At 55.6% G+C, this 15,156-nt stretch carries 11 protein-coding genes and 1 pseudogene; 2 read left to right on the forward strand and 10 right to left on the reverse strand.

The window, feature by feature from the left end:
* Positions 1-28: 28 nt before the first annotated feature.
* On the reverse strand, positions 29-979 hold the full coding sequence (locus AO726_RS00105; protein WP_058066032.1) for a glucokinase: 951 nt from the start codon (positions 977-979) through the stop codon (positions 29-31).
* Entirely contained in the window at positions 976-2,802 is a 1,827-nt protein-coding gene (edd, locus tag AO726_RS00110) for a phosphogluconate dehydratase (RefSeq protein ID WP_058066033.1), read from the reverse strand. Before edd ends, AO726_RS00105 begins: the two co-directional genes overlap by 4 nt.
* Positions 2,803-3,056: 254 nt before the next feature.
* Here edd and queD point away from each other — a divergent pair, with 254 nt between their 5' ends.
* Complete coding sequence (gene queD, locus AO726_RS00115) at positions 3,057-3,413, forward strand: 6-carboxytetrahydropterin synthase QueD (RefSeq protein WP_082629012.1); 357 nt, start codon at positions 3,057-3,059, stop codon at positions 3,411-3,413.
* 44 nt (positions 3,414-3,457) lie between these two features.
* Here the strand turns inward: queD and ligA are convergent, their stop codons facing one another.
* From ligA to AO726_RS00135, 4 genes are all read right to left on the reverse strand, one after another.
* Positions 3,458-5,821 carry an NAD-dependent DNA ligase LigA gene (gene ligA / locus AO726_RS00120; RefSeq protein WP_058066034.1) on the reverse strand — a complete coding sequence of 788 codons (2,364 nt, stop codon included), beginning with the start codon at positions 5,819-5,821 and terminating at the stop codon, positions 3,458-3,460.
* A 57-nt stretch (positions 5,822-5,878) separates the two neighbouring features.
* On the reverse strand, positions 5,879-6,715 hold the full coding sequence (gene zipA, locus AO726_RS00125) for a cell division protein ZipA (protein WP_058066035.1): 837 nt from the start codon (positions 6,713-6,715) through the stop codon (positions 5,879-5,881).
* Between the two features lie 183 nt (positions 6,716-6,898).
* Positions 6,899-10,387 (reverse strand): chromosome segregation protein SMC, encoded by a 3,489-nt coding sequence (smc, locus tag AO726_RS00130; RefSeq protein WP_058066036.1) that lies wholly within the window; start codon positions 10,385-10,387, stop codon positions 6,899-6,901.
* A gap of 12 nt (positions 10,388-10,399) precedes the next feature.
* Entirely contained in the window at positions 10,400-11,056 is a 657-nt protein-coding gene (locus AO726_RS00135; protein ID WP_058066037.1) for a GntR family transcriptional regulator, read from the reverse strand.
* A 298-nt stretch (positions 11,057-11,354) separates the two neighbouring features.
* On the opposite strand from AO726_RS00135, the gene AO726_RS00140 reads away from it, so the two are divergent.
* Complete coding sequence (locus AO726_RS00140) at positions 11,355-11,987, forward strand: LysE family translocator (protein ID WP_058066038.1); 633 nt, start codon at positions 11,355-11,357, stop codon at positions 11,985-11,987.
* On the opposite strand, the pseudogene AO726_RS00145 reads toward AO726_RS00140, so the two are convergent.
* The 4 genes and pseudogenes from AO726_RS00145 to AO726_RS00160 form a co-directional block, all read right to left on the reverse strand.
* Positions 11,979-12,542: pseudogene (locus tag AO726_RS00145) on the reverse strand (GNAT family N-acetyltransferase). The gene AO726_RS00140 and the pseudogene AO726_RS00145 sit on opposite strands and share 9 nt — an antisense overlap.
* Positions 12,543-12,576: 34 nt before the next feature.
* Positions 12,577-13,557 carry a GlxA family transcriptional regulator gene (locus tag AO726_RS00150; protein WP_058066039.1) on the reverse strand — a complete coding sequence of 327 codons (981 nt, stop codon included), beginning with the start codon at positions 13,555-13,557 and terminating at the stop codon, positions 12,577-12,579.
* A gap of 64 nt (positions 13,558-13,621) precedes the next feature.
* On the reverse strand, positions 13,622-14,386 hold the full coding sequence (locus AO726_RS00155; protein ID WP_058066040.1) for an ABC transporter ATP-binding protein: 765 nt from the start codon (positions 14,384-14,386) through the stop codon (positions 13,622-13,624).
* A 69-nt stretch (positions 14,387-14,455) separates the two neighbouring features.
* On the reverse strand, positions 14,456-15,154 hold the full coding sequence (locus AO726_RS00160; protein WP_058066041.1) for an ABC transporter permease: 699 nt from the start codon (positions 15,152-15,154) through the stop codon (positions 14,456-14,458).
* Between the last annotated feature and the right edge of the window lie 2 nt (positions 15,155-15,156).

Here is a 15,156-nt window from a genome sequence, read left to right on the forward strand (position 1 = left end):
CCCTGCTCAGAGTCCCACTATCCTGCCGCTAGAGTTGCTCCAAGGCTACCCCCGCCCCTTCCAGCCCCGGATACTCCGCTGTCACCAGCCACACCGGAATGTCAGCAAAATAACGGCTCATGCAGCCCTTTTCAGCAAATGCACGGTTGAACCCGCTGTGCTGAAAAAACTCAGCAAAGCGCGGCACAACACCACCGACAAGGTACACACCGCCACGGCCGCCGACCGTTAAAACATTGTTACCGGCAACCCGTCCGAGCCATATGCAGAACTGCTCGAGGGCTTGTTCGGCGAGGGAGTTCCCACTGAGTGCGACTGAAGTCACCGCCGCCGGAGTCTTCAGCTCAGGCTCAACGCCACCAACAGCGCAGACTGCATTGTACAAATTAACCAACCCGGCACCGCTGAGCACATCCTCAGCCCGAACATGCCCGAGCAGTGCCTGCAGCTTCAGCCACAACTCCGCTTCGCTGGTGTTGGCTATCGGCAGATCCACATGCCCGCCCTCGCCTGGTAGCACCATCCAGCGGCCATCCGCCAATGGCTGCAAAGTGCTGACACCCAGCCCAGTACCTGGTCCGATTACCACTGCAGGCGCACCAGCCTCTGCCTTACCAGGGCGAATCTGAATGAGCTGATCGGGCTTAAGGTGAGTCATGCCCAGTGCCATCGCCGTGAAGTCATTCACCAACAGCAAGCGCTCAATTTTGAGCGAAGCACAGAAACTACTGCGTGATAGCTCCCAGTGGTTGTTGGTGAAGCGGAACTGATCTCCACTCACCGGACCGGCCACCGCCAGACAGACTGAGGCAATGTTGCCGGGCAACAGATTACGCCCCGACAAATACTGCAGCACAGCTTGCTCAGGGGTGGCAAAAGCTGCAGTTGAAAGCACCTGAACAGCGCTTAACTGGCCGTCCTGCCACAGCCCAAAACGCGCATTGGTCCCTCCAATATCTCCGACCAGTGAAAGACTCACTTCAAACGCTCCAGGCTGGCGGTAAAGGCACTGGCGCCCTGCTCTGCGGTGCTCATGGCGGCGCGCATAAAGGCAAACAACTCCCGACCACAGCCAACGGCCTGCCCGGAGGGACTAGGAGCCGCCGAACGGGATGCAAGTTCACTAGAATCCACCAACAATTGCAGCGTGCCAGTAGTGCCATCTACCCGAATCCGATCGCCTTCCTGCACTTTGGCCAGAGGCCCGCCGTCACTGGCCTCAGGGCACACATGGATCGCCGCCGGAATCTTCCCGGAAGCCCCGGACATTCGCCCGTCCGTCACCAGCGCCACTTTAAAGCCACGATCCTGCAGTACCGACAAATAAGGGGTCATCTTGTGCAGTTCTGGCATGCCATTAAAACGTGGCCCCTGAAAACGCATTACGGCGACAAAGTCGCACTCCAGCTCACCGGCCTTAAACGCATCAGCAAGCGCCTGCTGGTCATGGAAAACCTTAGCTGGGGCCTCAACCACCTGATGTTCGGGAGCCACAGCCGAAACCTTCATCACACCACGGCCAAGGTTACCGCTCATAAGACGCAGCCCGCCTTCTGTAGAAAACGGCTCTGATACCGGACGCAGAATGTTCGGATCAAGACTTGCAAGGCCGCCCTCTCGCCACACCAATTTGCCGTCCTCCAGGAAAGGCTCCTGGGTGTAACGGCGCAGCCCACGCCCCATTACCGTATTCACATCTTCGTGGAGCAAACCCGCATCCAGCAGTTCACGCACCATGTAGGCCACCCCACCTGCAGCATGGAAATGGTTCACGTCAGCCTTTCCATTGGGATATACCTTGGCCAGTGTCGGTACCACTTCGGACAAGTCCGCCATATCCTGCCAGGTCAGTTGAATACCGGAAGCCAGGGCAATAGCAGGCATGTGCAGGGTGTGGTTGGTCGATCCTCCAGTGGCATGCAGGGCAACAATGGAATTGATCAGCACACGCTCATCCAGCAACTCACCCAGCGGCATAAATTCGCCGCCCTGCTTGGTCAGTCGAACCACCTGGCGCGCGGCCTCTTGGGTTAGCGCATCGCGCAGCGGGGTATTGGGATTGACGAACGACGAGCCTGGCAGGTGCAGACCCATCATTTCCATCAGCATCTGATTGGTATTGGCCGTGCCGTAAAAGGTGCAGGTACCCGGCGCGTGATAGGCCTTCATTTCTGACTCAAGCAGCTCATCGCGACTGGCCTTGCCCTCGGAATAACGCTCGCGTACATCGGCCTTTTCCTTATTGGAAATCCCCGATGGCATTGGACCAGCTGGAATAAACAGTGACGGTAAGTGGCCAAAGCGCAAAGCGCCCATCAGCAAGCCTGGGATGATTTTGTCGCAGACGCCGAGAAATACAGCGGCATCAAACATGTTGTGTGACAGCGCCACCGCCGTCGACATAGCGATCACTTCGCGGCTGGCCAGACCAATCTCCATGCCCGGCTCGCCCTGCGTCACGCCATCACACATTGCGGGTACGCCACCGGCCACTTGGCCAACGGAACCGATATCGCGCAAAGCCTGGCGAATCTGCTCCGGGTAGGTTTCGTAGGGCTGATGGGCGGACAGCATATCGTTGTACGCGGTGACAATGGCGACGTTGGCTGAGTCCATCAGACGCAAGCGCTGCTTGTCGCTGCCGCCACAGCCTGCCACACCGTGAGCAAAGTTGGCACACTGCAACTTGCCCCGCGCCGGTCCCTCACTGGCGGCAGCCCGTATCATCCTGAGGTAAGCCGAACGCGTCTCCCTACTGCGTTCAATCAACCGCTCAGTAACCTCTAAAATCCGTGGGTGCATGATGGGCTCCTGCCAGATGTAGTAATTACGCAAACATTTTACAAAATAATCGCCAAAATAAAAGAATTCAGCGTCAACTTGTAGTATTTATTACAATCAAAGACCAAATCCCAGACAGCTATTGGCGCCTCATCCTAGACCGCCGCCTGCACAACCGCTTGCAGAAAATGACACAAACTCGGTTCGCAGCGCCTTAACTGTTAAGATTCCCTGCTTGTTCAAGGCGTCGAGCCTTTTCACCTGAGAGAAATGCCGTGGAACTGTTCAAAGAATTCATGTTTGAGGCCGCACACCGGCTGCCTCACGTACCAGCCGGTCACAAATGCGGGCGTTTGCACGGCCACTCCTTCAAGGTAGCCATCTATATTGAGGGTGAGGTCGATCCGTATACAGGCTGGATTCGCGACTTTTCCGAGATCAAGGCCATCTTCAAGCCGATCTATGAGCAACTCGACCACAACTACCTGAATGAAATCCCAGGGTTGGAAAACCCCACCAGCGAAGTGCTCGCCAAGTGGATTTGGCAACAACTCAAACCCTTGCTGCCGGAGTTGTCCCGCGTGCGCATTCATGAAACCTGCACCAGCGGCTGCGAATATCGCGGCGACTAAGAGCTTTTACGGCCTGCGCAGCCCTTAACTGCGCAGGCCTTGCATCAAAGCCCGTAATCTTTCAGAGCCTGCAGGAACTGCTCTTCATCCAACACCTTTAAGCCAAGCTCATTGGCCTTGACCAATTTCGAACCCGCTCCCGGCCCTGCTACTACACAGCTAGTCTTGGCCGAAACGGAACCTGCCACCTTGGCACCGAGGCTTTCCAGCTTATCCTTGGCCACATCACGACTCATCGCCTCCAGCGTGCCGGTCAACACCCAAGTCTGCCCCGCAAGCGGCAAGCCTTGCACAACCTTCTTCTCACTCTGCCAGTGCATGCCAAAGTCACGCAATTGCGCTTCTATGGCCTGCGCCTTCTGCAGATTGTCATCCGTGGAAAAGAACTCACGTACGGCGTTGGCCTGTTTTTCCGGCAATGTCTGACGCATATCCAGCCAATCAGCGCTAGCAAGCGCCTCAAGACTCTGGAAGCGCTCTGCGAGCTTTTGCGCGCCGCTAGGACCCACAAAAGGAATATTGAGCTTATCCAGCAGCCCAGCCAAAGTTGTACAGGCGCTGAACTCAGCCCCCAACTCGGCCTCATCTTGTAACTCCAGACCGCATTCACCTAGCAGGCTCGCGATGACCTGCTGGTTATGGTCATCTTCAAAGAAGCTGTGAATTTCGTGAGCCACTTCCAGCCCGATATCCGGCAGGTAGGTCAGGACTTCCGGCAAAGCCTGCTGAATACGCTGCAGCGAGCCCAGTGAGCGCGCCAAAACCTTCGCGGTTTCTTCACCCACATCTGGTATACCCAGCGCATAAATGAAACGGGCCAACGCAGGTTTCTTGCTACTCTGAATGGCTTGCAGGAGCTTATTGCTGGAGACCTCGGCAAAGCCTTCCAGGCCGATAATCTGCGCGTACTGCAGCCGGTACAGATCGGCCGGAGAGGTAATTAGCTGCTCATCCACCAACTGCTCGATAGTTTTATCGCCCAAACCTTCAATATCCATGGCGCGACGCGAGACAAAGTGGATGATCGCCTGCTTGAGCTGCGCTTGACAGCTGAGACGACCGACACAGCGATACACTGCGCCCTCGCTGACGGTCTCCTTACCCTTGCTACGCTTAACCAACTGCGTGCGCTCAACATGGGAGCCGCACACCGGACACTGCTCAGGAATATGCACCACACGGGCATCATCCGGACGCCTGTCTAACACTACTTGCACCACCTGAGGAATCACATCACCTGCGCGACGGATGATGACGGTATCGCCGATCATCAGGCCCAAGCGCTCAACTTCATCCATGTTATGCAGCGTGGCATTGGAAACAGTGACACCGGCGACCTTGACGGGCTTCAAGCGTGCAACTGGCGTGACAGCCCCGGTGCGACCAACCTGGAACTCAACATCAAGCAGCTCGGTCATTTCCTCCATCGCAGGAAACTTGTGAGCGATCGCCCAGCGCGGCTCACGGGCACGGAAACCCAACTCTCGCTGGTACGCCAGACTGTTGACCTTGAACACTACACCGTCGATTTCATACGCCAACGACGCACGACGCTCGCCAATATCCCGGTAGTAGGCCAGACACTCGTCAGCCCCCTTCGCCAACTTCAGCTCACGACTGATGGGCATGCCCCACTGCTTCAACGCTTCGAGAATGCCGACATGTGTCACAGGCAGATCGCCCTCCACCATGCCGATACCGTAGCAGCAAAACTCCAAAGGTCGGCTCGCGGTAATTTTTGAATCCAGCTGGCGCAAGCTGCCAGCCGCCGCATTGCGCGGGTTGGCAAAGGTCTTCCCACCCAGCTCCAACTGCCGCGCGTTGAGCGCCTCAAACCCGGCCTTGGCCATAAAGACCTCGCCGCGGACTTCCAATACCGCAGGCCAGCCCTCGCCTTGGAGCTTCAGCGGTATATTACGGATCGTACGCACGTTGGCACTGATATCCTCGCCCGTGCTGCCATCACCACGGGTTGCGCCGCGCACCAACAAGCCATCCTGGTACAGCAGGCTTACGGCCAGACCATCCAGCTTAGGCTCACAGCTATACTCCACCTCTGCTCCACCACCAAAGAGATCACCTGGCGGCAGATCCAGCCCATCCCGCACACGGCGGTCAAAGTCTAGGAAATCCGACTCTTCAAAGGCGTTACCAAGACTCAGCATCGGGACTTCATGTTTGACCTGACCGAATGCACTGAGCGCCATGCTGCCCACCCGCTGGGTCGGTGAATCAGGCGCAATAAGGTCAGGAAACTTAGCCTCCAGCGCCTTCAGCTCGTGGTAGAGGCGGTCATACTCCGCGTCCGGGATGCTGGGCTCGTCGAGCACGTGGTATCGGTAGTTGTGCTCGTTCAGTTCGCTGCGCAGTTGCAGAATGCGCTGTTCAGCTACAGAAGCGTCGGTCATTACAGTTCTCTCAAACGAAAAGAGCAGCCTTGGCTGCTCTTTTTTATTACAGGTCTATCAACGTTTAGTAGTGAGCTGCTTGCGCTCGTATTCCACGATGCGCTGGCGGTAATGTTCGATGGTCTGGGCCGTCAACACACTACGCTGGTCATCCTTAAGCTCACCGTTGAGCTCATGGGCCAGTTTACGGGCAGCGGCAACCATCACATCAAATGCCTGCTTGGGATGACGCGGTCCGGGTAATCCCAAGAAGAAGCTGACAGCACGTGTACTGAAACCTTCGATATCATCCAAGTCAAATGTGCCCGGCTTGAGCGCATTAGCCATGGAAAACAGCACTTCTCCATTACCGGCCATGCTTTCATGACGATGGAAGATATCCATCTCACCAAAACGCAGACCGCTTTCCAAAATATTCTGCAGCAGTGCCGGGCCTTTGAATCCAGCCTCATCGCGCGCAACCACATTGATCACTAGGACTTCTTCAACCGGCGGCAGCTCTTTGCTCTCCTCTTTTTTTGAGGACTTGGAGTCGGAGGCCGACTTAGCTGGTTTTTCATCATCAACCGGGTTGAGCAAGGTCGGGACCGGTTCATCCAGATCAAGATTCAAATCACCCTGCTGCGGTTCACCACCACGACGACGATTGAGCTCGCGAGCACTCAGCGATGGCAAGTCCTCTTCATCCAGAACCGGCTCCTTATTGCGATCCACCACACGTGGTGGGCTTAAGAGATTCGGGTCGTCTTCATCCGGTAAATTGGCGAAACTACGATCAAGTTTGAACTTGAGCTTCCCTTTACCGCCCCGCATACGGCGCCAGCCGTCAAAAAGAATGCCTGCAATTACAATGATGCCGATGACAATTAGCCACTCGCGCAGACCAAATTCCATGAAATATCCTGACCCCTGAAAAATGAAAATGAAGTGAAAAAGGGTTTGAAACGTATTTTGCTAATTCTTTTACCTGACGCCAACCCTGTGGATCGACAATTAATGCCAAAACAAAACAGTCGGCCCAATAATAGTGCACATAAAACTAGCACGACGACGGCAAACTTTACACCGCTTGTCACATTATGCCTCAACCAGCGCTAGCGCCTCCTCTACATCAACCGCCACAAGGCGTGAGCAACCCGGCTCGTGCATGGTAACGCCCATCAGTTGATCCGCCATTTCCATGGCGATCTTGTTGTGGGTGATATAAATGAACTGAACACTCTCTGACATTTCTTTAACCAACTTGGCGTAACGCCCGACGTTGGCATCATCAAGCGGGGCATCCACTTCATCCAGCATACAAAATGGTGCGGGATTAAGTTTGAAGATGGCAAAAACCAGCGCCAACGCCGTAAGCGCCTTCTCCCCCCCTGAAAGCAGATGAATTGTACTGTTCTTCTTGCCAGGCGGCCGCGCCATAATGGTTACGCCCGTGTCTAACAAATCCTCTCCGGTCAGCTCCAGATAAGCATTACCACCGCCGAATACTTTCGGGAACAGCGCCTGCAATCCGCCATTGATCTGATCAAAGGTCTCTTTGAAACGGTTGCGCGTTTCCTTATCAATCTTGCGAATGACGTTTTCGAGGGTCTCCAGCGCATCTTCAAGGTCAGCATTCTGCGCATCCAGATAGCGCTTTCGCTCAGATTGCTGCTGATACTCATCAATGGCCGCCAGGTTGATCGGGCCAAGACGCTGAATCCTGGCCGCCAGACGCTCAAGCTCCTCCTCCCAGGCTACCTCAGACGCTTCCGCCGGCAGGGTTTCGAGTACACCATGCAGGTCGTAGTTGTCTTCCTGCAGTTGCTCATGCAAGGTTTTGCGCCGAACCGTCAGCGATTGCCATTCCATGCGCTGCTGCTCAAGCTGCGTGCGCAACATCTGCGCCTGCTGCTCAGCCTGTGTGCGGCGCTTCTCGGCTTCACGCAGTTCGCGGTCTGCATCCTCCATCGCAACACGGGCCAGGCGCAGCTCATCGTCGACAGCCATGCGTTTCTCAAGCTGCTCTTCCAGCTTCAGGCGTAGCTCCTCAAGCGGTGCTTCCCCTTCTTCAAGGTTGAGACTGAGCTGCTCACGCCGCTCATGCAGGCGCTCGGCCTGTAACTTAAGACGCTCAAGCGCCTGCGCAGTGGAATCATGCTGAGCCTTGAGAGAACCCAAGCGCACAGCTAACTGATGGGCGTGGTCCTTGTGCTGACGAGCCTCTTGCCGCAACCGGTCGAGACCTTCACGAATCTGATCGCGACGGGCCAGCAGCTCTTCTCGCTGTTCGTTATCTGCCGCCATGCCGTCCAGAGCGTCTTGGAGTACCAGTCGGGACTCGCCGAGTTGCTCGACTTCCAGCTCACGCTGTTCGGCCAGCTCCTGTAACTCGTGGTCAAGCCGCGTGCGGCGTAGCATCAGCTGCTCCACCTTGGCTTGCCCAGCGGAAAGCTGCGCTTTCAGCTCAGCCACACGCCGCGCCTGATCCTGTGCCTGACGGCGTAGCTGCTCACGCTGCTCTTCAACCTCATGCTGCTGATCGCGCAGTTGTAGCAAACGCTCATCGAGCACGGCCAGATTGGCTTCACGCTCCTCGCATTCAAGCCCCAGCCGCTCGATTTCCTGACCACGCGCCAGCACACCGCTCTCTGCCTCGCTGGCGCGACGCACCCGCAAGAAGTTCCGGCCAACCCAGTAGCCATCGCGACTGACCAGGCTTTCACCATCAGCCAGCGAAGCCCGAGCCTGCAGCGCTGCATCAAGACTCTCGACAGGTTTCACTCGCCCGAGCCAAGGCGCCAGATCAGCGGCAGCCTCGACCTTATCCATCAAACTGCCAGCAATCCGCACGCCACTGCCCGCCGTACAGGCAAGACGCAGCTCACCCTGCTCAAACCGGCTGAAATCGAGGCCATTGAAGTCATCCAACACAACTGCTTGAAGATCGGCACCCAGAACAGTCTCAACGGCCAGCTCCCAACCGCTTTCCACGCGCAAGCCTTCTGCCAGTCTCGACCGTGCCGCCAAGCCTTGGTCTTGCAGCCATTGGCCAGCCCCCTTGCCAGGATCCAGAGCTGCTTGTTGCAACGCCTCCAAGGATGCCAGACGACCGCTCAGACGTTGCAGATCGCCCTGGGCCTGCTGTTGCGACTGCGTACTCGACTGGAGGTCAGCGCGAATTTGCTCAATACGCTCAGCGAACTGCTGATCTTCAATTTGCAGTTCTTCGAGGGCGATCTCACCCGCAGCGATCTGCTCACCGAGCTCAATGATCGCGGCATCTTCCGGGTCAGCAGCAAGTTGCTGCAGCTCGTCACTTAGGCGGCGCTGGCGCTCGCTCAGACGCTCCAGACTTTGCTCAAGCTGAGCGATGCGAGACTGCTGAACTTCTGCCTGGCGACGCGGCTCCGCGCTGCGCTGATTGAAGCTGTCCCACTGCTCCTGCCATCCCTGCATGGCACCTTCGGATTCTTCCAATGCCGCAGCCGACTCTTCAGCAGCGGCATTGCTCAGTTCAAGCTCTGGCTCCAGCATGGCAAGCTCTTCACCCAGCGTTGCCAACAACGTGGTGTCGTGCCCCAGATGCGACTCAGTTTCCTGCCGGGCTCGCTCTGCTTCACGCAGGTCATCCTGTAGCTGGCGCAGTCGCTGCTGACCATGCTGGATGCTCTGCTCAATACGAGCGATATCTGCGCCAACTGAGTAAAAGCGTCCCTGCACCAGATTGAAGCGCTCACTCAGCTCATGATGGCCATCGCGTAAGCGCTCGATGCTGGCATCTGCGCTGCGTTGCTCAGCGACCAAGGCCTCAAAACTGACCTCTTGGTTGCCGATAATAGCTTCGCGCTGTCCGACCTGCTCGTTAAGAGCCTGCCAGCGCAACGCAGTCAGCTGAGCCTTGAGCTGACGCTCTTCGGCTTTAAATTCCTGGTACTTCTCGGCAGCCTGCGCCTGACGATGCAAACGCTCCAGCTGGCGCTCCAGCTCTTCGCGCAGGTCAGTCAGTCGCGCCAGGTTTTCTTGGGTGCGGCGAATACGGCTTTCGGTTTCACGCCGACGTTCCTTATATTTGGAAATACCTGCCGCCTCTTCGATGAAGTTGCGCAAGTCTTCCGGCTTGGCCTCGATGAGCTTGGAAATCATCCCCTGCTCAATAATCGAATAACTACGCGGGCCAAGGCCTGTACCCAAAAAGATATCGGTAATATCGCGGCGGCGGCACTTGGTGCCATTTAGGAAGTAAGTATTCTGGCCATCGCGTGTCACGCGACGGCGAATGGAAATTTCGTTATAGCCCGCATACTCGCCCGTAAGCGTGGCATCCGAGTTGTCGAATACCAGCTCAATTGAGGCTTGCGTTACGGGCTTACGGGTGTTGGATCCGTTGAAGATGACATCGGTCATCGACTCGCCGCGCAGATTTTTCGCCGAACTTTCGCCCATAACCCAGCGAACGGCATCGATAATGTTCGATTTGCCGCAGCCATTTGGACCAACAACCGCCGCCATGTTACTGGGGAAAGTTACTGTTGTAGGGTCAACGAAAGATTTGAAACCGGCCAGCTTAATGCACTTGAGCCGCATGTACCGCCTTCCTTAGGAATCCTCCAGGGCTGCCAAAACCAGCTGGCAATTATGTTCAGCATAACTCAGGAGCAACTGGCGAATGGCCTGTTTATCACGGCTAACCATCGCCTGCAGCAGGGAGTCGAATGTAGCAAAAAACTTATGCATCTCGCCTTTACGTTTTTCCAGCGACAGATAATAAGTTCGCGTTACAGCCGGCACCAGATCTTCAATAATCTGTTGCAGATATGGATTGCGAGCAAATGGGAACGTCGCACGCAGTATATTGAAACTGCCACTAATAAAGTCCCTGATATCGTCCCTTTCAAGCGCAGAGCGTAATTGTGCCTTGTGCATCTCAAAAGGTTTCAGTTCGGCTTCGCTTTCCCAGTTATCGACCACTGCTGAAGCGAGCAGTATGTAAAGCTCAACGCCGATCGCGTACAGGCTTCTTACTTTCTCAGGAGTCAGTTCAGCAACATGTGCGCCACGGCGCGGCAGGATCACAACCAGATGTCTGCGCTCCAGAATCAGGAGAGCTTCACGAACCGAGCCACGACTGACATCAAGAGCCTGGGTTACTTTCTGCTCTTGAATCCTCTCCTTGGCTTTTAACTCTCCATAAATAATGCGTTCAGCGATGTGGCTTGCGATTTGTTCGGCGAGACTGTCCGGTGCCTTAAACATACGGATATTCCTCAGGCCTGTGCGCCTGACTAAAAGAGATAAACGGGAGGGGGCATACATCCTGGATAAGCCACCGCAATCCTTGGCGAAAGCTTGGTAATGCAGAAGCCCAGTGTAACACAGGGCATTTAAAGGCCATAGGTCACGAGCTCATGCAGACAGTGATGCACCGCCCCCAACCTGACCTATCAATAAGCTCAAAACCAAGGACGACCCATAACTCACAGCCATGCGCTCAAAAAATCTGGTACATAGCCTATAAAGGCTGATACCCAAACCACCTTCAAGTTGGTCGCCTATGAACTGGGATACTTGGTGCTTATTCAGCGGTGCCGCGCTGATAGTAATTCTGATACCCGGCCCACTATCACTGCTGATGGTTAGCAATAGCCTGAACTATGGTCTGAGGCGCTCCATACCCGCATTCGCTGGTGGCGTCAGTGCATCTATTGGCCTGCTTACAGCCTCAGCACTCGGCCTAGGCGCACTTTTAGCGGCCTCCGAACAGCTGTTTAGTCTGTTAAAAGTATTGGGGGCACTTTATCTGTTCTACTTGGGATGGCAGAGCTGGGTAGCCGCAAAAGCGCAACGCCACCCCACTGCCGACCAGACCCCGCTCAACCCGAGCGCCAGCAGCCTGTTCGCCAAAGCATTTGCGCTAGGAGCCAGCAACCCAAAGGATCTCCTCTTTTTTGCAGCATTTCTTCCACAATTTATTAACCCCGGCACTCCAATTCATCTGCAACTGATGACAATGATTGCGACTTGGGCCGTGCTGGACCTGTGCTGCAAACTGTTCTACGGCGTGGGTGCACAGAAACTGGCCAAACACCTGCGCTCAGAACGTGGCCATGTATGGTTCAACCGCATCAGCGCAGGCCTTTTCGGCGGAGCCGGTGCCCTATCCTTACTCAGCAGCCGCTCAATCTGACAACCCTGCAGCGGCTAAGCTCAGGAACTCGGAAGACTCTACTGCGTAGAGCAGATGCCGCGATAGCGGGCTGTTTGACGGAAAATCAGGATGATCAAAACGCGCACGAAAGCGCATACCCAGGCGCTTCATGACAGCTTCAGATCGGCTATTGCGCTCAGCAGTAAATGCTACAACCTCGGTTAGGCCGAGATCTTCAATTGCAAACGCAAGACAAGCACGCGCAGCCTCTGAGGCATAACCCAAGCCCCAAAAACTACGCCGCAGACGCCAGCCAATTTCAGTACAAGGGGAAAAGGAAAATTTGACAGGCTGATGATGCAAGCCGGGGAACCCGACAAAACGGCCCGATTGGCGCTCTTGCAAAGCCCAGAAAACCCACCCCTGAGCCGCTATAAAACCTTGGCAGCGCTGGGCAAGTGCATCACTCTATTCACGCGTCAGGCATGCGGAAAAATAGCGCATCACCTCAGGGTCTGCATTCAACTCAGCAAATCCATCAAGATCGGCTTGCTGCCATGGCCTGATAATCAGGCGCGGTGTTTTCAGCTCCATAGAAGCCTCTGACAGTTTGACGCCCAGACTGCCGCTAGCCTTTTTCTGACGACACCGTACTCAACTCAAATGGACTGCTGCTGCGCCGATGGTTGCGATCCTCGCGCGGCGTTGCACCAAAGAAGTTACGGTAAGCACTGGAGAAATGTGGTCCGGATGAAAAGCCACACGATAGCCCGATCTGAATGATCGACTTACTGGTCTGCATCAGCAACTGGCGCGCTTTGTTGAGGCGCAACTCCAAGTAGTACTGACTGGGTACGCGATTAAGGTATTGCTTGAAAATACGCTCCAACTGACGACGGGAAACGCAGACATGCTGGGCAATCTCGTCAGTGGTAAGCGGCTCTTCAATATTGGCCTCCATGAGCAAGACAGCCTGGGTCAGCTTAGGATGGCTTGAGCCCAAACGGTTCTGCAGCGGAATGCGCTGACGCTCACCGCCTTCGCGGATGCGCTCTACCACTAACTCTTCTGAGACAGCACCAGCCAGCTCCGAACCATAATCCCGAGCCAGAATAGCCAGCAACAGGTCAAGTACGGCGAGGCCACCGCACGCGGTCAGACGATCACGATCCCAGTCAAACAGGTGGTTAGTGGCAATCACCTTGGGGAAGCGCTCGCTGAAATCATCCTGCCAGCGCCAATGCACAGCAGCACGATAACCATCCAGCAAGCCCATTTGCGCCATTGGATAGACCCCGGCAGAAATACCAGCCAGCACACACCCCGACCGCACCAACTGCTTAAGCGCCGAACTCAGGGCAGCAGGCATTTGAGTTGGTGCTTCGTCGGCCAGCAGAAACAGCCTCTCCAAGCCTTCAAGTTTTCCAGCCCAATGCTCACCCGGTAGAACCCAAGCGCCTGGCTCGGTCGTTTCAACCTGCAGAAAACGCAGCTCATAGACGACCTCAGGATGCACCCGATGCGCCACCTGCAAAGCTTCTTCAGCTAGCGCCAAGGTCAGCGGACGGGTTCCCGGCCAAATCAGAAAGCCAACACGATGTACATTCATGCTGGCAGTCTAGGTGTTGGGGGCCAAATGGGCATTGCTTCAATCCTTAAAGCCAGGACGAGGATTACTTCAAACTGCCAGACAGGAACTGCTGAAGACGCTCAGAGCTGGGGTTAGCCAACACCTCTCGCGGGCAGCCGGTCTCTTCAACCAAACCTTTATGCAGGAACACCAACTGGTTAGATACCTCACGGGCAAAGCCCATTTCGTGAGTCACCACCACCATCGTACGACCTTCCTGAGCGAGATCCTGCATTACTTTGAGGACTTCACCCACCAACTCAGGATCCAGTGCTGAAGTTGGCTCGTCAAACAGCATGACCTCAGGCTCCATAGCCAGCGCACGAGCAATCGCCACCCGCTGCTGCTCGCCACCGCTCATATGGGCCGGATATGCATGCTTGCGATGCGCCACCCCAACTTTACTCAGGTAATACTCAGCTTTTTCCACGGCTTCGCGCTTATTCATGCCCAGCACCTGAACGGGCGCTTCGATGACGTTATCCAGCACATTCATGTGCGACCACAGGTTGAAGTGCTGAAACACCATCGACAGACGCGAGCGCATCTTTTGCAGCTGCTTGTCATCTGCAGCGCGCAGCGAGCCGTCCTTGCTAGGACGCAGTTTCAGCTCTTCGTTATTAAGCAGAATGCGGCCACTGTGGGGCTGCTCCAGCAAATTGATGCAGCGAAGGAAGGTGCTTTTGCCCGACCCGCTTGAGCCAATGATGCTGATGACATCTCCGGCCTTGGCAGCCAGAGACACGCCCTTCAATACCTCATGATCGCCGTAGCGCTTGTGCAGATCCTGTACTTCGAGTTTGTACATGGGGCTTTACTCTGTTGAATCAGTCGCCCGGCAGACGACTTGGACAAAAATGTTCGGTCGTAACCGGCCTCAGGATTTACGTGGCGCTAAATAGGACAGCCAACGGCGCTCGGCAAGCTTAAACAGCCTGACCAAAATAAAGGTCAATACCAGATAAAACAGGCCAGCCGTGATAAACGCCTCAAATGGCAGGTAATACTGAGAGCTCACCGTTCGCGCCGCTCCAGTGATATCGATCAGGGTGACGATCGACGCCAAGCTGGTGCTATGCAGCATCATGATCACTTCATTGCTGTACTGCGGCAGCGCCCTACGCAGCGCCGATGGCAGCAAAATGCGCCTATACAACTTGCCACGCGACATGCCCATCGCCTTGGCGGCCTCAATCTCACCGTGCGGCGTGACCTTCAGACTGCCAGCCAGAATTTCGGCCGTGTAGGCACTGGTGTTGATTGCAAACGCTAGGCACGCGCAAAAGGTCGCACTGGAGAAATACGGCCACAGGCTGCTTTCGCGCACCCAATCAAACTGGGCAAGTCCGTAATAGATCAGAAACAACTGCACCAACATCGGAGTGCCACGAATCACATAGGTGTAGAGCCAGGCGGGAAAGTTCACCCACGCCGACTTCGACACCCGCATCAGTGCCAGCGGGACCGCAGCCGCTAAGCCTAAGGCCAAGGAAATCACCAACAGCTTCAGGGTAACGACCAGACCTTCAAAATAAAGCGGTAGGTTTTCCCAGATCACATTCACATCAAAAATCATCG

Origin of the sequence: Pseudomonas sp. TTU2014-080ASC (assembly GCF_001446935.1) — a bacterium.
GTDB lineage: Bacteria > Pseudomonadota > Gammaproteobacteria > Pseudomonadales > Pseudomonadaceae > Aquipseudomonas.

Coding starts and splice junctions, on each gene's coding strand:
- edd (WP_058066033.1), bottom strand. CDS start 2,802: ATGCACCCACGGATTTTAGAGGTTACTGAGCGGTTGATTGAACGCAGT.
- ligA (WP_058066034.1), bottom strand. CDS start 5,821: ATGACCGACGCTTCTGTAGCTGAACAGCGCATTCTGCAACTGCGCAGC.
- zipA (WP_058066035.1), bottom strand. CDS start 6,715: ATGGAATTTGGTCTGCGCGAGTGGCTAATTGTCATCGGCATCATTGTA.
- smc (WP_058066036.1), bottom strand. CDS start 10,387: ATGCGGCTCAAGTGCATTAAGCTGGCCGGTTTCAAATCTTTCGTTGAC.
- AO726_RS00135 (WP_058066037.1), bottom strand. CDS start 11,056: ATGTTTAAGGCACCGGACAGTCTCGCCGAACAAATCGCAAGCCACATC.
- AO726_RS00140 (WP_058066038.1), top strand. CDS start 11,355: ATGAACTGGGATACTTGGTGCTTATTCAGCGGTGCCGCGCTGATAGTA.
- AO726_RS00150 (WP_058066039.1), bottom strand. CDS start 13,557: ATGAATGTACATCGTGTTGGCTTTCTGATTTGGCCGGGAACCCGTCCG.
- AO726_RS00155 (WP_058066040.1), bottom strand. CDS start 14,386: ATGTACAAACTCGAAGTACAGGATCTGCACAAGCGCTACGGCGATCAT.
- AO726_RS00160 (WP_058066041.1), bottom strand. CDS start 15,154: ATGATTTTTGATGTGAATGTGATCTGGGAAAACCTACCGCTTTATTTT.